Below are 21207 nucleotides of genomic sequence, written 5' to 3' on the forward strand. Positions count from 1 at the left end.
CGGGCCGCTACAGCGCGGCCCGGCTCTTCAAGGAGCGCCCCTTGCTGTCCTACATCCTGCGCCGGCTGGCCGTGTTGCCGGTCATTTTGCTGGCCGTGTCCCTGGTCATCTTCGCCATCCTGCGGCTGGCCCCGGGCGACCCGGCCTTGTCCTATCTACGCCTGTCCCAGATCCCCCCCACCACCGAGAATCTGGCCATAGCCCGGGAAACCCTGGGCCTAGATAAGCCGCTTTCCGACCAGTACGCGACCTGGCTGACCAGGGCCGCGCGTCTGGACTTCGGCCGTTCCTACGTCACCGGACGCCCGGTCATGGACGAGATCCTCTATTACCTGCCGGCGACATTGGAACTGGCCGGCGCGTCGCTTTTGATCACCCTGGGCCTGTCCGTGCCCATGGGCGTGGCCGCGGCGTTAAAGCGCGACACCGCCCTGGACCACCTGACCCGGGCCGTGGCCTTTGCCGGCGTGTCCATCCCCAATTTCTGGTTCGGCTTTTTGCTGGTGTGGCTGTTTTCCGTGGAGCTCGGCTGGCTGCCTCCACTGGGGCGCGGCGGGCTTTCCCATCTCGTCATGCCGGCGGTTTCGCTGGCGCTGATGTCCCTGGCCGTCAACACCCGCCTCATCCGGGCCAGCATGCTCGAAACCATGCACCACCGCTTCATCCTCTACGCCCGGGCGCGCGGGGTCGGCGAGGGCACGGTGGTGTGGCGGCACATGTTCGTTAACGCGCTTATTCCCATCCTCACGGCCACGGGCATGCACGTGGGCGAGCTGCTGGGCGGCGCGGTGGTGGTGGAGAGCGTGTTTTCCTGGCCCGGGGTCGGACGCTACGCCGTTTCCAGCATCTACAACCGCGATTTTCCCGTGCTCCAGTGCTTCATGCTGGTCATGACCGTCATCTTCGTGGTCTGCAACCTGGCCGTGGACATCGCCTATGCCGTGGCCGACCCAAGGATGCGCCTGGGCGGCCAGGGAGGACGGGCATGATTCGCACCCTTTTCGCCAAAAAGCTCACGGCCTTGGCCCTTGTCCTGGCCGCCGTGCTTGTCGCCATGGCCGTCTTTGCTCCGCTCCTGGCAACCACTGATCCAGACCGCACCGACATCGGCCGCAAGCTTGAGCCGCCAAGCCTGTCCGAGCCCCTGGGCACCGACCACCTTGGCCGCTCCATCTATTCCCGGCTGGTCTACGGCGCCCGGGCCTCCCTTGGGTCGGTGGCGGTCATCGTCACCGCCATCCTCGTCCTGTCGTTTGTCGTGGGCGGGGCCTCGGGCTATTTCGGCGGCACGGCCGACGCCGTCATCATGCGCCTGTGCGACGTGATCCTGACCTTCCCCACCTTCATCCTGGCCCTGTTTCTCATCGGCATCCTGGGCACGGGGCTGACCAACGTCATCATCGCCATCGTCATGACCCACTGGGCCTGGTACGCCCGCATGGTGCGCGGCATGGTGCTGCAGCTGCGAAACCGCGAGCACGTGCTGGCCGCCAAGGTGGCCGGCACACCGGCCCTGCTCCTGGGGGCGCGCCACATCCTGCCGCCGGTGGCGGCCCAGATGGCGGTGCTGGCGAGCCTGGACATCGGCCACATGATGCTCCACGTCTCGGGCCTGTCCTTCCTGGGCCTGGGCGTGCAGCCGCCTACCCCGGAGTGGGGCGTCATGATCGGCGACGCCCGGCAGTTTCTGCGCACCGCGCCCCAGCTCATGCTCTTCCCGGGGCTCATGATCTTCCTGTCGGTCATGGCCGCCAACATCCTGGGCGACGCCCTGCGCGACCGCCTCGACCCTCATCTCGTCTCGGAGCTGGACCATGGCCACTAATCCCGTCCTTGACGTCGAGGGGCTCGACCTTGTCGCCGGCCGGCCGCCCCATGAAACGCCCCTGGTCCATTCCCTCGGCCTGTCCGTGGCCCCGGGCGAGGTGCTGGCCCTTATCGGCGAATCCGGCTCGGGCAAATCCATGACCTGCCTGGCGGTCATGGACCTCTTGCCCCCAGGAGTGCGCCAAACCGCTGGCCACATCCGCGTAAACGGCCGGGAAACCGTCCGCCGGGGCCGCGACGCGGCCATGGTGCTGCAAAATCCGTCGAGCTGCTTTGATCCGGTCATGACCGTGCGCGGGCATTTCCGCGAGACCGTGCGCGGCCTGGGCCTTGGCGGCGCGCCGGATATCCGAGCCGTGGCCGCCCTGGCCGAGGTCGGTTTCGACGCCCCCGGGACGCTCTTGCCGCTCTATCCGTTCCAGCTCAGCGGCGGCATGCTCCAGCGGGTCATGCTGGCCCTGGCCATGCTCGGCGATCCGGGCCTGCTTTTGGCCGACGAACCCACCACCGACCTCGACATGCCGGCCCAGGCCAAGGCCCTTGAGTGCATTGACGCCCTGCGCCGCTCACGCGGCCTGGCCGTGCTCCTGGTCACCCACGACCTGTCCGTGGCCGCCCGCCTGGCCGACCGGGTGGCCGTCATGCGCCACGGCCGGCTCCTGGAAACCGGGCCGGCCGCAGCCTTTTTCGAGGCACCCCAAAGTGATTACGGCCGTACGTTGCTGGCAGCCCATTACGATCTCCACGACGCCCTGGCGGCCCCGTCGCCGCGCGCCGCAAACGACCAAGGAGCCAGGCCATGACCCCGGTATTGGAAGCGGTGGAGGTCGCCAAGGGCTACGCCCAGGGCGGCATGTTCGGCGGGGGCGCGAAAAAGCCGGTGCTTGCCGGCGTGGACCTGTCCCTGGCGGCGGGCCAGCGTCTGGGCCTAGTGGGGCGCAGCGGCTGCGGCAAATCGACCCTGGGCCGGCTGCTGCTCGGGCTGGAGAGTCCCGACGCCGGCCTCGTGCGCTACAAGGGGCGCGACATTCGCCGCCTGTCCGGCCCGGACTGGCGGCTCTACCGGCGAAACGTCCAGGTGGTCTTCCAGAACTTCCACGGCGCGGTCAATCCGCGCCTGACCATCGGCGAGACCATCGGCGAGCCCCTGGCCAACTTCGACCGGGCCAGCCGCAGGCAACAACTGCGCCGGGCCGGGGAACTCCTGGAACGGGTGGGGCTGCCGGGGGCCTTTGTGGCCAAGCGGCCGTCGCAGTTAAGCGGCGGCCAGCTCCAGCGGGCCTGCATCGCCCGGGCCATGGCCTCCTCCCCCGAGGTGCTCGTTCTCGACGAGGCCGTCAGTTCCCTGGACATGCTGGCCCAGGCCCAGGTCATGGATCTGCTCGTCGCCCTGGGCCGCGAGTCCGGCGTGAGCTGTCTTTTCATTTCCCACGACCTGCGGGTGGTGGCGCGGCTTTGCGGCGAGGCGGCGGTCATGCGCGACGGCCGCATCGTGGAGCGGGCTACCTGCCGGGGCGGGCGGTTTGGCCACGATGACCCGGGCTTTGCCGAACTGGCCCGCGCCCTGCTGCCGGCCCGGCCGGACAACGGGCGCCTGGCCCCCGACCCGGGTCCGGACTCGGACCAGACCCAAACCGGCCCAGGCCCGGCCAACGGCGAGCCGCCGGCCTGACGCGCGCCCGGCGCGCCGCCGGGTCAGCCGTCCGCCCCGAGCCCCGGGCCGCCGCCCCTTCCGCCATAAAAAAACGCCCGGAGAGACGCGTCTCTCCGGGCGTTTTGGCGTCGCTTGACGACGACGTCAGACGAGGATCAGCTTGCCGATCTGGTAGATGGCCACGGACACCGCAAAGGCGAAGGCCATGGACCCGAAGACCGAGAAGGTGGCCCACTTCCAGTTGGTTTCCTTGGCAATGGCCACCACCGTGACCATGCAGGGCGTGTAAAGAAGCATGAAGACGAAGACGCTTAAAATGGCCGGCAGGGTCCAGGCCGGATCGGCGGCCAGCTTTTCGCTGAGCGACTCCGATTCCTCGGGATCGACCTCGCCCATGGAATAGGCCGTGGCCATGGTGGAGACAAAGACTTCCTTGGCCGCGAACGCCCCGATCAGGGCCACGTTGGCCTGCCAGGGGAAGCCGGCCAGCTCGGTTACCGGGCTGATGAACTGGCTCACCCGCCCGCCGAAGGAGTTCTTGAGGGCTTCTTCGTTCTGTTCGTCCTCAATGGCCTTGGTGGCGTCCTCGGTGAGCGCGGCCAGGTTTTCCTCATTGGCGTCCGGGTTGGCGGCCTTGACCTGCTCCGCGGCGGCGTCGCGCTTGGCGTCGTAGCCGGCCACGGTCTCTTCGGAGAGCTTGGGGAAGGTCATGACGGCCCACATGATAATCGACACGGCCAGAATCACGGTGCCGGCCTTTTTGACGTACTGCCAGACCCGCTCCAGGGTGTGGTGGATGACGCCGCGCAGGGTGGGCAGGCGGTAGGGCGGAATTTCCATGACAAAGGGCGTGGACTCGCCCTTGACCAAGGTGGAGCGCAACAGCCGCGACACGAGGAGCACGAAGCCCCAGGCGGCCAGCACCACCAGGAACATGGCCCGGGTGGGGTTGTCCGGGAAAAAGGCGGCCACGAGCATGAGGTAGGCCGTGGTCTTGGCCCCGCAGACCATGAAGGGAGCGGTCAGGATCGTGGCCAGGCGCTCGCGGGGGCTGCGCAGGGTGCGCGCGCACATGACGCCCGGCACGGCGCAGCCGCCGGGGATGCCGCCGGACATGATCAGCGGCATGACCGACATGCCGTGCAGACCGAAAATCCGCATGACCTTGTCCATCATGTAGGCCACCCGGGCCATGTAGCCGAGGTCTTCCAGGAAGACGAGCATGGCGAACATGATGCAAATAAGCGGGGTGAAGCCGATGACCGAACCCACGCCGCCGATGATGCCGGACACGATCAGCGACTGCAGGTCGCCCTCGGGAATGTACTGCGTGCCTATGCCGGCCAGCCAGGTGAAGCCGTCCTCGATCCAGCCCTGGGGATAGGCGCCCAGGGTGAAGGTGATCTGAAACATGACCCACAACACGGCCAGCATGATGACCGGGCCAAGCACCTTGTGGGTGACGATGCGGTCAATGGAGTCCGAGGAGGTGCGGCGCAGTTCGTCGCCGCCGGACACCACGCCCTGCTTGAGCAGGCCGTTGATGAAGCCGTAGCGCCAGTCGGCGATGATGGCGTCGGGGGTGGTCCCGACGTGCTGGCGGGTGTGGACCTCGGCTTCCTTGCACAGGGCTTCGAGCTTGGCCGAAAGCGAACCGGCGGCCCGGCCCTCCTCGATGACCTGCTCGTCGTTTTCCAGGTATTTGATGGCCACCCAGCGGGGATCGTGGCGATCAACCAGAAAGCCGGCTTCGGCAATAATGGCGGTCATGCGCTCAATGACCGGGTCGAGCTCCGGGCCGTAGGACAGCCGGATGGGCTTCCACTTGCCGTTTGACGCCTTGTAGGCGGCGGCCACGGCCTTCATGAGTTCCTCGCGGCCCTGGCCCACCCGGGCCACGCAGGGCACCACGGGCACGCCAAGGAGCGTTGAAAGCTTTTTGACGTCGATGGTCACGCCGTTGCGCTTGACCTCGTCCATCATATTGAGGCCAAGGACCATGGGCGCGCCGATCTCCATGAACTGCACGGCCAGATAGAGGCTGCGCTCCAGGGCCGTGGCGTCGATCATGTTGATGACCACGTCGGGGTGTTCGTCCACGATGACGTTGCGGGCGACCAGCTCCTCCATGGAATAGGAGGTCAGGGAGTAGGTGCCGGGCAAGTCCACCAGATGGATGCTGTCGCCGTTTTGCTGGTAGACGCCTTCCAGACGATCCACGGTGATGCCGGGATAGTTGCCGACCCGGGCCGAACCGCCCGTGATGGCGTTGAACATGGTGCTTTTGCCGCAGTTGGGCTGGCCGGAGACGGCCACGCGAATGATCGACATGGCCTAGACCGCCTCCACGGTGATGCAGTCGGCCTCGCTGTTGCGAAGCGACAGCGTGAATCCGCGCATTCGCAGCGCCACGGGATCGGCCAGGGGCGCACGCCCCACCACCATGACCGGCGTCCCGGGAACCAGTCCCATGTCGCGGATGCGTCGGCCCATTTCGCCGCTGGCCGTGACGGCCTTGATGCAGCCCTTTTGATTGACGGCCAGTTTTCTCAAAGACATGACCATGCCGTTCCTCCTTTGCAAGCCCCGTCGGTCGATCCATCTGGCCGGCAGGCAACACGCTAAAAAAAGATTCGCCCCGCGCAAAGCGGCCTCTGGGCCGACCTCTGGCGGACACTGGCGCGGAGCGCGTCCGAAGACGGGCCGCACCCGACAAAACTTGTAAATGAGATTCAATATCAATGTCAATCAATTTTGAAAATCGTTCTCTCCAAATCCGCTCCATTCGCCGCGCTTCAAGGCGGCAGTGGCCTCAGACGCAAAACAAAAAGCGCCCATGCCGACACGCAAGCCGGCAAGGCGCACTCAAAAGGCAAAGGGCAACGCCGGACTCCTGCCGCGCCCCCTGTACAAGGCAAAGCGATCACTCAAGAGAAAACATGGCCGCGATTTGCCGCCCACTACGCCTGGTGCGCTTTTCGCAGATGCGGCGCTCGTGTGGCGTTCTTTAAAAACACGCTCGCATTTTCTAAGAAAACCGTATGGTTTTGAGATGTTGTCTGCGAAATGCCCTCTGCGCTTTTCGCGAAAGAGGCACTAGACGAGCGGGCAAAACGGGCCCAGGGCCACATGCTCGGCCAGGGAAGGCCCATCGGGAAGGGATGCGTCAACACTGCGCCCGAGTTGGCGCAGCCTCTCGCGCAGGAGGCTGGCATGGGATCGGGCAATGCCCTGGGCGGTCATCATGTCGGCCAAGCCGTGCCGCCGGGAAAAGCCCAGCCGGACGTTGCCGCCGCCGTCAAGGTAAACGTTGCAACACAAGCTATCCACCAAATACATCAGCGGATCTTGACACGCTTCCATCATGACTGCCGTCCACCCCGGTTGCGGTTCAAGACAGAGTCGTCGCCTGACTGTGAGGCCTGAATTTATGTCAAATCGAACATCCCCGCAAATGAAAATTTGGTCATGCGCCCGCTCCCCGCGACGCCTGCCGGGCCAGGGCGGCCAGCAGCGCGCCAAGGTCGCGGTGGATGGCCTGGCAGGCGCATTCGATCATGCAGTTGACCAACGAACTGGCCGTCTCTCCGGCATTGCGACAATCCGTGCGCAGTCCCCAGGCCGGCAGGCCCCGGGCATGGGCGTAGCCCAGCTCCCAGGCCGTGCCGTCGTCCACGCCCGGGCCGTCGAGGACGGCCACGATCAGGTCGCAGCTCTCCAGAGCGTCGCGACACCCGGCAAACAGGCGGCTCTTGGCGTTATTTCCCAATGCGGCCACTTCCTCGTCCGTGAAAAGATCGCCCGGCCAGACCGGCTCGACCCCGGGGAGTTCCCCGGCCAGATCGCGCAGATGAGCCATGAAACGGCGCTCGGCCAAGGTAAAAAGCGGACCGGCGAGATAGACGCGCATACAGGCTCCTTGGGCGGTTTGCCCGGTGGATGTCCCCTATAGCCGAGCCGCGGCCCGCCGGACAACTCCCGTCTTGACCCAAAGCCTGGTATGGACTACTAAGAAAACCGTCCTTGTCCGCATGACCATTTCCATGATCTCTCGGCGGCCGCGCCCTCTCTCGGGGCGGGGCCGCTCTCGTTAATGCCCAGACACTCCAACATCACTCGATTGCAAGGTATTGCCGATGGAAAGCATCCCTATTTCCGTTGAGGGCTTCAGACGGCTGGAACGCGAGCTGGAACGGCTCAAGAAAGAGCGCCCCGGCGTCATTTTGGCCATCAAGGAAGCGCGCGAGGAAGGCGACCTGCGCGAAAACGCCGGCTACGAAGCCGCGCGTGAACGCCAGGGCATGCTCGAAGCCCGCATCAACTACATCGAATCCCGCATGTCGCGGTTCAACGTCATCGATCTGACCACCCTGGGCGGCGAACAGGTCATCTTCGGGGCCACCGTCGAGATTGAGGACGTGGATACCGGCGACGTGAAAAAGTACACCCTGCTTGGCCCGGACGAAGCCGAACCCAGCAAGGGTTCCATTTCGCTGCTGTCTCCGGTGGGCCTGGCCCTGCTGGGCAAGTTCGTGGGCGACGAGATCGTCGTCGATGCCCCGCGCGGCAAGATCAACTACGAAATCGTCTCCATCGCCTTTCACGGCCCCGTGGCCGCCGCCGACGACTAGCCGCATCGTCCCCGACACGCAAAAAGGCCCTGCCGCAATGCGACAGGGCCTTTTCAATGCGCTCGCCAACCGGCGTGGCTAGCGTCGCGTCCCTTAAAAAATACGATAGTATTTTTTACAAATGTTTTTAGCTTGTTGACTACAAAACACCATATGCGCTTTTCGCGGACGCGACACTAGGCCGAAGCCTTGGCCGCGTCCAGGGCGGTCTGGAGCTTGGTTTCGTCCTCGTGGGACAGCGAGGTCTGGAGCACCTTGCCGCCGGTGCCGGACAGCTCGTCGAGCACCTTGTCGGCGGTCATCTTGCGGATGAGCACAAACAGCACCGACGTGCCGGGCTGGAGCTGCTCGGCCAGTTTTTTCATGAAGTCGTCGTCGATGCCGACGTCGGACAGCGCCCCTGCCGCCGCGCCGGCTCCGGCCCCGACCACGGCCCCGAGGATGGGGTTCAGGAAAATCAGGCCGATGAGCATGCCCCAGAAGCCGCCGCCCACCGCGCCCGAGGCGGCCAGGTGGTACATCTGGTTGAGCTTCACCTTGCCGTCGTCTTTCTTCACGGCCACCACGGCGTCTTCCAGGTCGACGAGATATTCCTTCTGCATCTTAAGAAGTTTGAGCCGCACTTCCTCGGCTTTGAACATGTCGTCATAGCCGACGACGATCAGATCGCTCATGGGGGATGCTCCTTTGGCGTCATGGGTTAAACGGCCCGCGCGGGTCGTCTTATCCTCACCTATGGCCCATTGCCCGGCCTGTTGCAACCGGGAATGCCGCCTGTCTCGAAAACGCCGCGCGCCAGGACCGTGAAACCGGGACGAAAAGCCTGGTTTCTGCCCGCCAAGGCTGCGCCGTCAGGCAAGCCGCCAACCCGGCAGGCTTCCGCCTGTCGATGCCCCGCCTTGACGCCGGCCCACCGAATTCCCATAGTAGCCTGACAATCCAAGCGAGGTGCGCATGAAACCCGTCGATCTCCTCTCCATGGGCCTGGGAGCGGCCTTTCTGGCCAAGGACAAGCTGGGCGAAGTGCTCGGCGAACTGGAAAAACGCGGCGAGGTCTCCCGCGACGAGGCCAAGCAGTTTCTCGAAGACGCCAAGGCCCGGGCCAAGAAAGAAGAAGAAGCCCTGGCCGCGCGCGTGCGCGAGGAAGTGAAAAAAGTCCTGGAGGAAATGGGTCTGGCCACCAAGGACGACATCGCCGAACTCAAGGCGCTGCTCAAGAAAAAGTCGTCTTGATGCCCCGCCCGCCGTCCCCGGGCCGCCTCTGGCTGACGTTTCGCTTTCTCCATACCGTCTTTGTGCTGGTGCGGCGCAGGGAGCGTTTCCTCTTTCTGGCTCCCCTGCCGCCGCGCCGGCTGAAAGACGCCGTCCTGACCCTGGGCGTGTGCTTCGTCAAACTGGCGCAAGTGCTGGCCACCCGGGCCGACTTTTTTCCCGAGGACTATCTGGCCGAACTGCGCGGCGTCCACGACGAAGTCGATCCCATGCCCCAGGCCGATTTCCAGGCCGCCTTCCGCCTGGCCTTCGGCGACGCCCCGCCCTTCGCCACCTTTGACGACACGCCCCTGGCCAGCGCCTCCATCGGCCAGGTCCACGCCGCCACGCTGCCTGACGGCAGCCTCGTCGCCGTCAAGCTGCGACGCCTGGGCGTCGAAAAGCAGGTTCGCGCCGACATCGCCGCCATCCGGGCCATGCTCGGGGCCTTCACCCCGTTTTTCGCCAGCGCCACCAAAAATTCCGTCGAGGCCGTGCTCACGGAATTCTCCGCCATGATCGTGCGCGAAGCCGACCTGTCCGTGGAGCTGGCCAACCTGCGCAAGTTCACCGACGCCTACGGCCAAGGCCCGGTGCGCCTGCCCAGGCCCTACCCCGATCTTTCGAGCGTCCACGCCCTGGTCATGAGCTACGAAACCGGCTGGCGCATCGACGACTTGGCCAGCCTGCGCGAGGCCGGCATCCCCTTTTCCACGGTCCTGGATGCGCTGATTGACTTCTACATCGAGCAAATGCTCGTGCGCGGCTACTTCCACGCCGACCCGCACCCCGGCAACATCCTCGTGCGGCCCGGCGGCGAGCTGACCCTGCTCGACTTCGGCATGGTCAAACGCCTGCCCGCCGACACCCGGGTGGCCATGATCGAAGTCGCCAAATCCGCCCACGACCGCGACTACGAAACCTTCATCGCCGCCTGCAAACGCCTGGGCATCGTTGCCGCCGGAGCCGATCCCTCCGAGATGATGGAATTCGCCGAACGCATGTTCGACATCTTCGGCGACGCCAGGCTGTCCGCCGCCTCCATGCAGGCGCTCGCCTTCTCCGTCCTGGACTCCATGAAGGACCTGCCCTTCAAGGTGCCCCAGGACATCGTCTACGTCATGCGCGTAAGCGCCCTCATCGAGGGACTGGGGGCCACGGCCATCGACAACTTCAACGGCGTCAAGGACATCCTGCCGCGCCTGCGCCACAACCTCACCCGGGCGCTGGGGGCCGAGGCCGGGCTTTTCCCCACCCTGCGCGGCGAACTCCAAAACCTGCCGCTGACCCTGCGCCGGGCCAAGACCGTGCTCACCGACCTCAGCGAAGCCAACCTGCGGGTCAAGGTCTCCCCGGAAACCCTCGAATTCGTCACCGACCGCCTGCGCCTGGGCCTGCGCCCCCTGGCCGTGGGCGGAACACTCATGGCCGCCGGCTTCCTGGCAGCCCTGACCCTCGGGGAACGCGGCGTCTGGTTGGCCTGGGGACTGTTCGGGGTTGGGGCGCTGCGGGTGTGGACGGGGCTGAAGTAAGGAGTTGAAAAGAGGGAAGATGCCTCCGGCGGCCAAAGGGGGTGACCCCCTTTGGAAACCCCGCCAGGGGTTGCCCGGCTCGGCAGCGATGCGGAAAAGCGGAGTTACCGACGAACAACGACGAGGTTGTCGGCCCACCAGCCGAACATGGCGCGCAGCACCCAGGGGATGGGGATGACAAACACCATGCCGATGAGCCAGACAAAACCGCGCCACAAAAGCGCCAGCCCCGTGCCGTGAAATTCCACGGAAAAGGCGTCGGCTTCGATGTGGCGGCAAAACCAGCGCATCATGCCGGTCATGGCCCAGGCCCAGCCGATGATGGTGAGCACCGACACCGCAACCAAAGCCGCCCAGCCCAGATACGGGCCGTAGGTTCCGGTGAAACGGGCCGAACCACCCGGTTCGAGCCGGATGTTTTCAATGAACCAGCGGTAGACCGGAAGCTTGACGGCCGCGTCCAAGGGAAACAGCGCTAGCCCCATAAGCACCTGAATAAGCTGTGTCTTGCCGCTGTCCTTGGGCATGCCCATGGTGGCCAGGCTCGGCAGATAGGTCAGGATCGCCAGCACCGCGAACAGCACCCAGACATCCTTGGCCCGGCCGGTGAATTCCGCCCGGCCGCCGTCCTCGAAAGCCAAATGCGACGTCCACCAGATGGCGAAGGGCACGGCCCCCCAGGCCCCGGGAATCACGAAAAGGAACAAAATGAGGAATAAAAAGGCATAGCCAAAGGCCCACAGCGCCCCGCCGGTGAATCTTACGCCCGTCTGCCTTACGTCCATGGTTCGCCTCCCGGATATGGATAAACCAGTCTGTGACCGAGACCGGCCCAAAGGGCAAGCCCCTTTTGACCGCGCCGCGCCGGCCGGGTAGACGTTTTGCCCATGACGCAGGCATCCCTCCCCCCCATCCATGTCCTGGGTTGCGGCATCGGCCGGCCGACCCTGCCCCCCGAAGCCGCCGCCGCCCTGGACGCGGCCGACGTGCTGGTCGGCGGCCGCCGGCTGTTGGCCGCCTTTCCCGACCATCCCGGCCGCCGCCTTCCCATCGCCGGGCCGCTTCCCGCCGTGTGCGACGCCCTGGCCGACGCCCGGCAGGCCGGCCAAAACGTGGCCGTCCTGGCCGACGGCGACGGCCTCTATTTCGGCATCGGCAAGACGCTGCTGGCCCGGTTCGGGCCCCAGGCCCTGCGCTTTTACCCCAACGTCACCACCGTGGCCGTGGCCTGCTCCCGCCTCGGCCGGCCCTGGGACGACCTGCCCGTGGTTTCGCTGCATGGCCGCAGCGACGCCACGCCCCTGTTCGCCGCCCTGGCCCGCCACGGCGCGGCCGCCGTCTACACCGACGCGGCCAACAGCCCGGCCGCCATCGCCACGGCCCTGCTGGCGCGCGGCGGCAACACCTTCGCCATGACCATTTGCGAAAACCTCGGCCTGCCGGACGAACGCCTCCGCCGGCTGACGCTGCCCGAGGCCGCCCTTGCCGAAACCGCCGCCCTGTCCCTGGCGCTCATTGAGCGCACGGCCCCGCCCGCCGTGCCGCTGCACCTCGGCCTGGCCGACGACGCCCTTTCCCGCGACGACGCCGTGTTCACCAAAGCCCCGGCCCGGGCCGTGTCCCTGGCCGGCCTGGCCGCCCGCCCCGGCCACGTGGTCTGGGACATCGGAGCCGGCACCGGGGCCGTGGCCCTGGAAGCGTCGCTGCTAAACGCCCCCGGGCCGGTCTATGCCGTGGAGCGCGACCCGGCCCGACACGCCCACCTTGTCGCCAACATCCAGCGCACCGGCGCGCTCACCGTCTGCCCGGTCCTGGCCGCCGCGCCCGACGGTCTGGAGGCGCTTCCCGACCCGGACCGCGTCTTTGTCGGCGGCGGCCTGTCCGGCAACCCCGGCCTGCTCCCCGAACTGTGCCGCCGCCTGGCCCCGGGCGGCCGACTGGTGGTCAACGCCGTACTGCTGGGGTCCCTTGCCAGCGTCCTGGACGTCCTGGCCGCCCATGGCCTGGAAACCGCCGTCACCCAGCTCCAGGCCGCCCGGGCCATGCCCATCGCCCAGGATCTGCGATTGGCCGCCGACAATCCCGTTTTCATCATCGCCGCCGCCAAGGAGGCCGCCCATGGCTGACCCGTCCGATCCCCGCGTCTATTTCATCGGGGCCGGCCCCGGCGACCCGGAACTGCTCACCGTCAAGGCCAACCGGATCATCGCCGCCGCCGACCTCGTGCTCTACGCCGGCTCCCTGGTCTCGCCGGCCATCGTCGCCCTGGCCCGGCCCGGAGCGAAGGTCGTCGATTCCGCCCCCCTGGCCCTGGACGAAACCCACGCGCTGCTGCGCCAGTGCGCCACAGCCGGCGGTCTGGCCGCCCGGGTCCACACCGGCGATCCCGCCCTCTACGGAGCCATCGCCGAGCAAATGGCGCTGTTGGCGGCCGAAGCCATCCCCTACGCCGTCATCCCGGGTGTCACCTCGGCCTCGGCCGCCGCCGCCGCCTTTGCCGCCTCGTTTACCGCCCCGGAAGTCACCCAGACGCTGATTCTCACCCGGCTGGCCGGCCGCACGCCCATGCCGCCAGGAGAATCCCTGGCCGATCTGGCCCGCCACCAGTCCGCCATGGCCGTCTACCTCTCGGCCGGCGACCCCGAAGGCGTGGCCAAGGGCCTGCTCGCCGGCGGCTATCCGCCCGAAACCCCGGTGGCCCTGGCCCACCGCCTGGGCTGGCCCGGCGAAAAACGCCTCTGGACCACCATCGGCGAACTGGCCGCCACGGTGCGCGCCGCAGGAATCGACCGCCAGACCGTGTTCCTCGTCCTGCCCGGCCAGGGAAGCGCCACGGCCTCGAAACTCTACGATCCCGACTTCAGCCACGGCTGCCGTCCGGCCCGCGACCGCAAGGCCTAGCACTGCGTCCCTGGAAAAAGACAAAGGAGCCGCCCATGGAAACCCTGGAACTGCGCACCCCGCGCCGCGAAGCCCTGGTCCGCATCACCCCGGCGCTCACCGACCTCATCGCCGCCAAAGGCTGGCAGGACGGGGCCGTGGTGGTCTTTTGCCCCCACACCACCGCCGGGCTGACCGTCAACGAAGACGCCGACCCCGACGTGGCCACGGACATGGTCATGGCCATGGGCCGGCTCATCCCCCGCGACGCTGGCTACCGCCACGCCGAAGGCAACAGCGACGCCCACATCAAGACCACCCTGGTCGGGCCGTCGCTGACGCTCATCGTCTCGGGCGGCCGCCTGCAGCTGGGAACCTGGCAAGGCGTCTACCTCTGCGAATGGGACGGCCCCAGGACGCGCAAAGTGTGGGTGCAATGGTTAAGAGGGTAAGAGCCTCCGGCGGCCGGGGGCCTGAGGCCCCCGGACCCCTCACTTGGAGCATGGCGACATGACGCACGACACTGTGCCGGCGCTGGTCGTGGCCGGCGTCAAAAGCGGTTGCGGCAAGACCTCGGTGGCCCTGGGCCTCATGCGCTCCCTTGCCCGGCGAGGGCGTATCGTCGCGCCGTTCAAGGCCGGGCCGGATTTCATCGATCCCGGCCACCACGCCCTGGCCGCCGGCCGGACAAGCCACAACCTCGACGCCTGGATGTGCGGCGCTTCAGGCGTTGCCGACATCTACGAACGCCATGCGGCCGGGGCCGACGCCGTGGTGGTCGAGGGCGTCATGGGGCTTTTCGACGGGTTTTCCGCCACCGAGGAAACCGGCAGCACGGCGGAGCTGGCCAAGCTCCTCGATCTGCCGGTGCTGCTGGTCATCGACGCCGCCTCCATGGCCCGGTCGGTGGCCGCCCTGGCCCGGGGCTTTGTCCGCTTCGACCCGCAGCTGCGGTTTTGCGGCGTGGCCCTCAACAACGCCGGCAGCCCTTCCCACGCCGCGCTGTTGGCCGAGGCCTTCAGGGCTGCCCTGCCGGACGTTCCGCTCTGGGGCGTGCTGCCCCGCACCGAGGCCATCGCCGCCCCGTCCCGGCATCTCGGCCTGGTCACGGCCGAAGACAGCCCCGACCTCCTCCCGCGCCTCGATGCCCTGGCCGACTGGCTCGAAACCTCCCTCGACCTCTCATTTTTCGCCCCTGCCCCCCACCCCCGCCAGCCCGCCCCCACCCCCCATCCAGGGGGGCCGGGGGGGATGATCCCCCCCGGCGGGTCACGGGCAGCGCCCGGCGGGTGCAGGGCAGCGCCCTGCCGGGTCCGGGCGGAGCCCGGAATAGGCGTGGCTTGCGACAGGGCGTTCTCGTTTTATTATGGCGAGAATCTGCGGTTGCTGGAGGCGGCCGGGGCCAGGATCGTGCCGTTTTCGCCGCTGGACGACGCCGGGCTGCCCGAGGGCCTGGGAGGCTTGTATTTCGGCGGCGGCTATCCGGAGCTGCATGCCGATACCTTGGCCGCCAACGCGGCCATGCGCCGGGCGGTGCGGGAATTTTGCATTGCCGGCCGGCCGGTTTATGCCGAATGCGGCGGGTTTATGTATTTGATGGAATCGCTTGTGGAGCTGGAGGGCCGCAGCCACGGCCTGTGCGGCGTGTTTCCCATGACGGCCGTCATGGGCAGCCGTTTCGCCGCCCTAGGGTATCGGGAGGTGACGACCCGGGCGGCCTCCTGCCTGGGGCCGGCCGGGACGACGCTTCGCGGGCACGAGTTCCACTATTCGCGGCTGGCCGCCGTACCGGACGGAGCGCCGGCCATTTACGCCATGACCGGGCGGGGGGGCGTTGTCGCGGGGCCGGAGGGCTTTGTCGTCCAGCAAACCCTTGGCAGCTACGTGCATCTCCATTTCGGCAGCAACCCGGCGGCGGCGGCGGCTTTTGTCGCGGCCTGCGCGGAGGCGTCATGAAGCGCGAGGGAAAATTGCGCGAGGGCTTCACCACCGGCACGGCGGCGGCCGGCGCGGCCAAGGCGGCCGCTTTGCTGCTGCTTGGCGGAGAGGTCCCGGAGGCCATTGACGTGCCCTTGCCCGGCGGCGGGCGGTTGGTCGTGCCGGTGGCCGAGACCCGGCGTGACGGCGAGGGCGCGTACGGCGCCGTCATCAAGGACGGCGGCGACGACCCGGACGCCACCCACGGCGCGGCCATCGGCTGCCGGGTGTCCTTTGGCGGCCAGCCTGGGGAGATCGTGGTGGACGGCGGGGAGGGCGTAGGGCGCGTCACCCTGCCCGGGCTGCCGGTGGCGGTTGGGCAGGCGGCCATCAATCCGGCCCCGCGCGCCCAAATCGCCGCCGCCGTGGCCGAGGCGGTCCGGGAGACCGGCGCGACCCCAACAAAATACGAGAGTATTTATTTCCATAAACCGCTTGCCGCATCGTCCTGCCAGCAAAATGCCCTGTCCGCTTTTCGCGGACACGACACGCACGGGCTTCGGGCCGTGGTCACGGTGGCCGGCGGCGAGGAGATCGCCAAGAAGACCCTCAATCCGCGCCTGGGCATTGTGGGCGGCATCTCGATTCTTGGCGTCACGGGCATCGTGCGGCCCTTCAGCCACGACGCCTGGCGGGTGTCCATCAGCGAGGCCCTGGACGTGGCCCGGGCGCTTGGCCATGACGTAGTCGGTTTTTCCACGGGCCGGCGCAGCGAGGCCCTGCTGGCGGCGGCCGAACCGGCGCTGCCGGCCACAGCGCTCATTCAGGCGGCGGATTTTTTCGCCCACGCCCTGCAGGAAGCGGCCAAACGGCGCTTCGGGCGCATCGTCTGGGCAGCCTTTGGCGGCAAGCTGGTCAAGATGGCCCAGGGAATGGAGAACACCCATGCCTGGCGCGGGGACACGGATTTTTCCGCCCTGGCCGACTGGTGCGCGCAGGCGGGCTGGCCCGGGGACGCGGCCAGGCAGGCGGGCCGGTCCAACACCGCCCGGCAAGCCCTGGAGGAAGCGCCCTCGCCCGGGGCCAAGGCGGCCCTGGTCGCGGTCCTTTCCCGGGAGGCGCTGCGGCACATGCGGCGTTTCGCCGGTCCCGAGCCGGAGCTGGCGCTTCGGGTCTATGATTTTAACGGCGAGGAGCTGGCCTGCCTGGAGGACCCGGGAAACCCGGCGTCCTCCAGGGGCGCTTGACGGCCGCACGCCGGGCGTGCGGCCGGAGCAGACGGAAGGGGCCTCGCGGACCGGCGGACTATTCGTCCTTGAGGTCGCGGGTCATGAGTTCGTAAACGGCCGCCGACGGGGCCTTGTCCTTGTAGAGGATGGCGTAGACCTGCTCGGTGATGGGCATTTCCACGCCGAGCTTCTGGCCCAGGGCATGGACGGCCTCGGCGGTCTTGACGCCCTCGGCCACCATTTTCATGTCAGCCAGGATGTCCAGAAGCTTTTGCCCCTTGGCCAGGCGCAAGCCCACCTGCCGGTTGCGCGACAGGTCGCCGGTGCAGGTGAGCACCAGATCGCCCATGCCGGACAGTCCCATGAAGGTCTGGCGGTCGCCGCCCATGGCCTTGCCCAGCCGGCTCATCTCGTGCAGGCCCCGGGTGATGAGCGCGGCCCGGGCATCGCCGCCAAAGCCCAGGCCGTCGGCCACGCCGGCGGCGATGGCCACGATGTTCTTGATCGCCCCGCCCAGCTCCACCCCGCGCACGTCGGTGGTGGTGTAGATGCGGAAATAGGGCGTGGACAGGGCTTCCTGGACGTCCTTGGCCGCTTTTTTGTCCTTGCAGGCCAGGGTCACGGCCGTGGGCATCTCGCGGATGACCTCATAGGCGAAGGACGGGCCGGAGAGCATGGCGAAACGCGGTTTGACGGACGCCAGGGCGTCCTGGCAGACCTGGGACATGGTCATGAGCGTATCGAGCTCGATGCCCTTGCTGGCGCAGATGACCACCGCGTTTTTGGGCAGATATTTGATGAACCGCTGGTAGGCGGCCCGGATAAACTGGCAGGGCACGGCAAAGACGAAGTGGGTCACACCCTCGGCCACGGCCGCCGCATCGGTGCTGACTTCAAGCTCGTCCGAAAGTTTGCGGCCGGGCAGATACCAGGAGTTTTCCCGGGTGGAGCGGATCTCGTTCATGACCGCCTGCTCGCGCACCCACAAACGGGCGTCCAGGCCTTTTTTCGCCGCCAGATCGGCCAGGGTCGTGCCCCAGCTGCCGCCGCCTATCACCGCGATCTTCATGTGGTTCCCTCCGGGCGGGCTTGCGCCGCCGCTGCCCCGCCGCTGCCGGCGGTCCGTTTGGGGTATTGGCCGCCACGGTTGCCTCTAGCACACAAAGCCGCTAAGGACAAAGGCTTTCCAGACCCGCCAGTCCCCAAGGAGTCGCCATGGCCCATGCATCGGGCATCACCGAACTGACCGACCTCGACCGTGAAATCTTAAAGCGCGTGCAGGACAACCTGCCCGACACGGCCACGCCCTACGCCGACATCGCCGCCGCCGTCGGAACCACCGAGGAGCATGTCGTGGGCCTGCTCTCGCGCATGGTCGACACCGGCGAGATCCGCCGCTTCGGGGCCACGCTCAAGCACCAAAAGGCCGGCTACGGAGCCAACGTCATGGTGGCCTGGTTCGTGCCCGAGGAAGACGTGGACCGGGTGGGGGCCATCATGGCCAAGCGGCAGGAAATCAGCCACTGCTACCACCGTGTGACCTGCCTGGACTGGCCGTATAACCTCTACACCATGATCCACGGCCGCTCCCCCGAGGACTGCCAGGCCGTGGTGGCCGCCGTGTCGGCGGAAACGGGCCTGGACGATTACGCCATGCTTTTTAGCCTCAAGGAACTCAAGAAAGTGAGCATGCGCTACTTTTAGCCGCCGGCCCCGTTCCTTGCCTTGCGCCCGGCCGGAGCTTCATGGCACATAGCCTGCTATGGAGCATTGTTTTCCGCCCGCCCGGGCCACCGTGTCGCCAACGTCGCCGTGCCGGACAAGCCCTTCCGCGCGGCCATGCCGGCCTCGCTGACCGTCACGAAGCGTCGCCCGGCCGGCCGGAACGTTGTCCCGGCCGCCGCCCGCGCCCTGGCCGCAGCGTTTTTTTGCCTTTGCCTCATCATTTCAAGCGCTACGGCCCAGACGCTCCAGCCGCCGACCATCGCCGCCGTGTCCGTCCTGGACGGCCCCGGAGCCGACGTCGATCTGGCCGCCGCCCTGGCCCTGGAGCGGGCAGGCCGCTTCCGCCCCCTGCCCGACGGGCGCTACGCCGCCCCGGGCGACAAGGTCTTCTGGCTGCGCCTGAGCCTTGCCACACCGCAAGGGACCCAGGCCGGCGCTTACGCCGTGGATTTAAACTGGCCCTTCCTGCGACTGTTTGAAAGCTATGACACCGATGGGACCCCAACCTTCGCCGCCGGGCAGGGCGAGTGGAACGTCTACCTTGCCCAGCCCGTGCCGTTGCCGCCCGGGACGGCCGGAGAGACGGCGCTCTATCTGCGCCTGGCCGGCTACGGCGGGGTGAACCTCAATCCGTCCGTCGTCTCTCTGGCCGATGTCGCCCGTCTTGAGACTCTTCGCCCTTGGGTTCTGGGCCTGTTTTTCGGGCTCGTCATCGCCATGCTGCTCTACAATCTGTTTCTTTTCCTCTCGCTGCGCGACGCCAGCTATGGCTATTACGTGGCCGGAACCACTTTCCTCGGCCTCTATTATTGCTGCACCACCGGCTTGGCCCCGGGCTGGCTCGACATCCGAACAGCCGCCCAGGAAATGCGCTTTTTCCTGGCCTTTCACCTCAATGCCGTGCTGATGTTCGCCAGCATGGGACTTTTCACCCGATCGTTCCTGCTGACAAAGAAAGCCGCTCCCGGCATGGACCGGATGCTGCTTGGCCAGGTGGCCGCCGCAGCCTTGCTGCTGCCTGTCGTCCTTGTCGGCGGGAGCACGGCGGCTTTTGCCTATGCGCCGATGGTCGGCATGGCCACGGCGGCGACAGTCACCCTGGCCGCCGCAGTGCGCCTGGCCCAGGGCTTTCGTCCGGCCGGCGTGTTCCTCCTCGGCTGGGGTTTTTACGTGGCCTGTGGCTTTGCCCACTCCATGACCTGGGCCGGACTCGTTCCGGCTACGCCCCTGACACTTTACGCGCCCATGGTCGGCACGGCCGTGGAGGTCTTCGTCATGTCCCTGGCCCTGGCCTATCGCGTCAAGCTCCTGCGGGAACAGGCGGCCAGCGCCGAGGCGCAACGCCGCCGGCTGGCCGAGGAAAACGCCCGCAGCGAAAGCGCCCGCGAGGCCCTGGCCCGGGAAAACGCCCTGCTGTCCATGATCCTTGACGACCGGCGCTTCGGCATCGGCATGATGCGTGGCCAACGTTTCTGCTTCGCCAACCGCTGCCTCGCCCTGCAGCTCGGCCGGGCAGACCTCAACGGACTGACCCTGGCCGACGTGCCCCAGGCCCGGCCGCTCATGGACGGCATCGCCCGGGCCGCTTCCAACCACGATGCCGAGATCGAAACCGTTGTTGACGACGACGGGCGCGGCCGTGCCCTGCGCGCCGTGGGCCGTCGGCTCGACCCCGACCACCCGGAACGCGGCGTGGTGTTCCTGGTGGAAGACGTCAGCGAGGCCAAGCGGCTGGAGCAGCTGAAAAACGACATCAACCAGGTCATGCGCCACGACCTCAAAAGCCCGCTGGCCACCGTAGCCGGCGCCCTGGAAGCCCTGGAGCTGGCCGGTCCGCTCAATGATCGCCAACGCGGACTGATCGCCATGCTGGAGCGGGCCGTGGCGGCCATGACCGCGCGCATCAACCTGTCGCTGCACCTCTACCGGCTGGAATCCGGCAACATGGGGCTGACCCCGCAGCCGTTGCCCCTGGCGGCGCTCCTGGCCGAGGCCCGGGAGGAACTGGCCCCGTATCTGACGGGCGGGCGGGAACTGCGCATTGCCTACCAAGCCCCGGCCGAGGCGTTCGTCGTCCTTGGCGAACGGGCCATGATGACGGCCATGCTGGTCAATCTGCTCAAAAACGCCCTGGAAGCGGCCGGCGAGGCCGGACCGGTCATCGTGACCGTGGCCGATCCCCGTTCGCCGCATCTGGTCATCGACAATCCCGGGGAAGCGCCGCCGGAAATCCGCGCCCGACTGTTCGAAAAATACGCCACGGCCGGCAAGGCGCGCGGCACGGGCCTTGGGGCCTACAGCGCCCGGCTCATTGCCCGGGCCTTTGGCGGCGACGTCGTCGCGGACACCTCCATCCCCGGGCGCACCGTGGTCACCGTGACGCTTCGCGCGCCCCAGGACGCCTAGAACGCGGGCGGCCCGGCCGACCATCCCTATAAGGACAGCCGACCGGGCCGTTTGTTTACCATGCGCCAGACGCTCGCACACTTGCCTCAGGGCTTTCTACACTCCCGCCCCCAAATCGTCGCCGCCAGCCCCTTTACCCCCTTTCAGGGAGGGTC

21 protein-coding genes are annotated in these 21207 nt (G+C 67.3%); 14 read left to right on the top strand and 7 right to left on the bottom strand.

Annotation, left to right across the window (positions count from 1 at the left end):
• Nucleotides 1–41: 41 nt before the first annotated feature.
• From nikB to C3Y92_RS15305, 4 genes are read left to right on the top strand one after another with little or no spacing between them, the layout of a single operon-like run.
• Nucleotides 42–989, top strand: coding sequence for a nickel ABC transporter permease subunit NikB (gene nikB / locus C3Y92_RS15290; protein ID WP_129353942.1), 948 nt, complete (start codon nucleotides 42–44; stop codon nucleotides 987–989).
• Complete coding sequence (gene nikC, locus C3Y92_RS15295) at nucleotides 986–1825, top strand: nickel ABC transporter permease subunit NikC (RefSeq protein WP_129353944.1); 840 nt, start codon at nucleotides 986–988, stop codon at nucleotides 1823–1825. Before nikB ends, nikC begins: the two co-directional genes overlap by 4 nt.
• Nucleotides 1815–2630: an ATP-binding cassette domain-containing protein gene (locus C3Y92_RS15300; protein ID WP_129353946.1), complete on the top strand. Its 816-nt coding sequence runs from the start codon at nucleotides 1815–1817 to the stop codon at nucleotides 2628–2630. Before nikC ends, C3Y92_RS15300 begins: the two co-directional genes overlap by 11 nt.
• Nucleotides 2627–3499, top strand: coding sequence for an ABC transporter ATP-binding protein (locus C3Y92_RS15305; protein ID WP_129353948.1), 873 nt, complete (start codon nucleotides 2627–2629; stop codon nucleotides 3497–3499). The genes C3Y92_RS15300 and C3Y92_RS15305 overlap by 4 nt, the downstream gene beginning before the upstream one ends.
• A gap of 126 nt (nucleotides 3500–3625) precedes the next feature.
• Here C3Y92_RS15305 and feoB read toward each other — a convergent pair whose 3' ends face one another.
• The 4 genes from feoB to C3Y92_RS15325 all read right to left on the bottom strand — a co-directional run bounded on the left by feoB (nucleotide 3626) and on the right by C3Y92_RS15325 (nucleotide 7391).
• Nucleotides 3626–5812 (bottom strand): ferrous iron transport protein B, encoded by a 2187-nt coding sequence (gene feoB / locus C3Y92_RS15310; protein ID WP_129353950.1) that lies wholly within the window; start codon nucleotides 5810–5812, stop codon nucleotides 3626–3628.
• Between the two features lie 3 nt (nucleotides 5813–5815).
• The gene (locus C3Y92_RS15315) at nucleotides 5816–6046 is read right to left on the bottom strand and encodes a FeoA family protein (protein ID WP_129353952.1); all 231 of its coding nucleotides are present in this window, start codon (nucleotides 6044–6046) and stop codon (nucleotides 5816–5818) included.
• 531 nt (nucleotides 6047–6577) lie between these two features.
• Nucleotides 6578–6820, bottom strand: a complete 243-nt coding sequence (locus C3Y92_RS15320) for a hypothetical protein (protein ID WP_235669508.1) — start codon at nucleotides 6818–6820, stop codon at nucleotides 6578–6580.
• 127 nt (nucleotides 6821–6947) lie between these two features.
• Nucleotides 6948–7391, bottom strand: a complete 444-nt coding sequence (locus tag C3Y92_RS15325) for a nucleoside 2-deoxyribosyltransferase (protein ID WP_129353956.1) — start codon at nucleotides 7389–7391, stop codon at nucleotides 6948–6950.
• Between the two features lie 226 nt (nucleotides 7392–7617).
• On the opposite strand from C3Y92_RS15325, the gene greA reads away from it, so the two are divergent.
• Entirely contained in the window at nucleotides 7618–8112 is a 495-nt protein-coding gene (gene greA, locus C3Y92_RS15330) for a transcription elongation factor GreA (RefSeq protein WP_129353958.1), read from the top strand.
• A 176-nt stretch (nucleotides 8113–8288) separates the two neighbouring features.
• On the opposite strand, the gene C3Y92_RS15335 is transcribed toward greA, so the two are convergent.
• Entirely contained in the window at nucleotides 8289–8786 is a 498-nt protein-coding gene (locus C3Y92_RS15335) for a DUF1269 domain-containing protein (protein WP_015859907.1), read from the bottom strand.
• 280 nt (nucleotides 8787–9066) lie between these two features.
• Between C3Y92_RS15335 and C3Y92_RS15340 the strand changes: the two genes are divergently transcribed.
• A complete protein-coding gene (locus C3Y92_RS15340; RefSeq protein ID WP_043600144.1) occupies nucleotides 9067–9345 on the top strand; it encodes a phasin family protein in 279 nt (92 codons plus the stop codon).
• The gene (locus C3Y92_RS15345; protein ID WP_129353960.1) at nucleotides 9345–10895 is read left to right on the top strand and encodes an ABC1 kinase family protein; all 1551 of its coding nucleotides are present in this window, start codon (nucleotides 9345–9347) and stop codon (nucleotides 10893–10895) included. The genes C3Y92_RS15340 and C3Y92_RS15345 overlap by 1 nt, the downstream gene beginning before the upstream one ends.
• A 104-nt stretch (nucleotides 10896–10999) precedes the next feature.
• Here the strand turns inward: C3Y92_RS15345 and C3Y92_RS15350 are convergent, their stop codons facing one another.
• Complete coding sequence (locus tag C3Y92_RS15350) at nucleotides 11000–11680, bottom strand: YjgN family protein (RefSeq protein ID WP_129353962.1); 681 nt, start codon at nucleotides 11678–11680, stop codon at nucleotides 11000–11002.
• Between the two features lie 102 nt (nucleotides 11681–11782).
• On the opposite strand from C3Y92_RS15350, the gene cbiE reads away from it, so the two are divergent.
• From cbiE to C3Y92_RS15375, 5 genes are read left to right on the top strand one after another with little or no spacing between them, the layout of a single operon-like run.
• A complete protein-coding gene (gene cbiE, locus C3Y92_RS15355) occupies nucleotides 11783–13021 on the top strand; it encodes a precorrin-6y C5,15-methyltransferase (decarboxylating) subunit CbiE (RefSeq protein WP_129353964.1) in 1239 nt (412 codons plus the stop codon).
• Nucleotides 13014–13796 (top strand): precorrin-4 C(11)-methyltransferase, encoded by a 783-nt coding sequence (gene cobM, locus C3Y92_RS15360; RefSeq protein WP_129353966.1) that lies wholly within the window; start codon nucleotides 13014–13016, stop codon nucleotides 13794–13796. Before cbiE ends, cobM begins: the two co-directional genes overlap by 8 nt.
• Nucleotides 13797–13831: 35 nt before the next feature.
• Nucleotides 13832–14227 (top strand): secondary thiamine-phosphate synthase enzyme YjbQ, encoded by a 396-nt coding sequence (locus tag C3Y92_RS15365; RefSeq protein WP_129353968.1) that lies wholly within the window; start codon nucleotides 13832–13834, stop codon nucleotides 14225–14227.
• Between the two features lie 58 nt (nucleotides 14228–14285).
• Entirely contained in the window at nucleotides 14286–15731 is a 1446-nt protein-coding gene (locus C3Y92_RS15370; RefSeq protein ID WP_129353970.1) for a cobyrinate a,c-diamide synthase, read from the top strand.
• Nucleotides 15728–16939: a cobalt-precorrin-5B (C(1))-methyltransferase gene (locus C3Y92_RS15375; protein ID WP_129353972.1), complete on the top strand. Its 1212-nt coding sequence runs from the start codon at nucleotides 15728–15730 to the stop codon at nucleotides 16937–16939. Before C3Y92_RS15370 ends, C3Y92_RS15375 begins: the two co-directional genes overlap by 4 nt.
• A 58-nt stretch (nucleotides 16940–16997) precedes the next feature.
• Here the strand turns inward: C3Y92_RS15375 and C3Y92_RS15380 are convergent, their stop codons facing one another.
• Nucleotides 16998–17990, bottom strand: a complete 993-nt coding sequence (locus C3Y92_RS15380) for an NAD(P)H-dependent glycerol-3-phosphate dehydrogenase (protein WP_129353974.1) — start codon at nucleotides 17988–17990, stop codon at nucleotides 16998–17000.
• Between the two features lie 146 nt (nucleotides 17991–18136).
• Between C3Y92_RS15380 and ahbB the strand changes: the two genes are divergently transcribed.
• Entirely contained in the window at nucleotides 18137–18625 is a 489-nt protein-coding gene (gene ahbB, locus C3Y92_RS15385; RefSeq protein ID WP_129353976.1) for a siroheme decarboxylase subunit beta, read from the top strand.
• 66 nt (nucleotides 18626–18691) lie between these two features.
• A complete protein-coding gene (locus tag C3Y92_RS15390) occupies nucleotides 18692–21052 on the top strand; it encodes a 7TM diverse intracellular signaling domain-containing protein (protein WP_129353978.1) in 2361 nt (786 codons plus the stop codon).
• The last annotated feature ends 155 nt before the right edge of the window (nucleotides 21053–21207 follow it).

Source organism: Solidesulfovibrio carbinolicus, from assembly GCF_004135975.1.
Taxonomy (GTDB): Bacteria; Desulfobacterota; Desulfovibrionia; order Desulfovibrionales; family Desulfovibrionaceae; genus Solidesulfovibrio; species Solidesulfovibrio carbinolicus.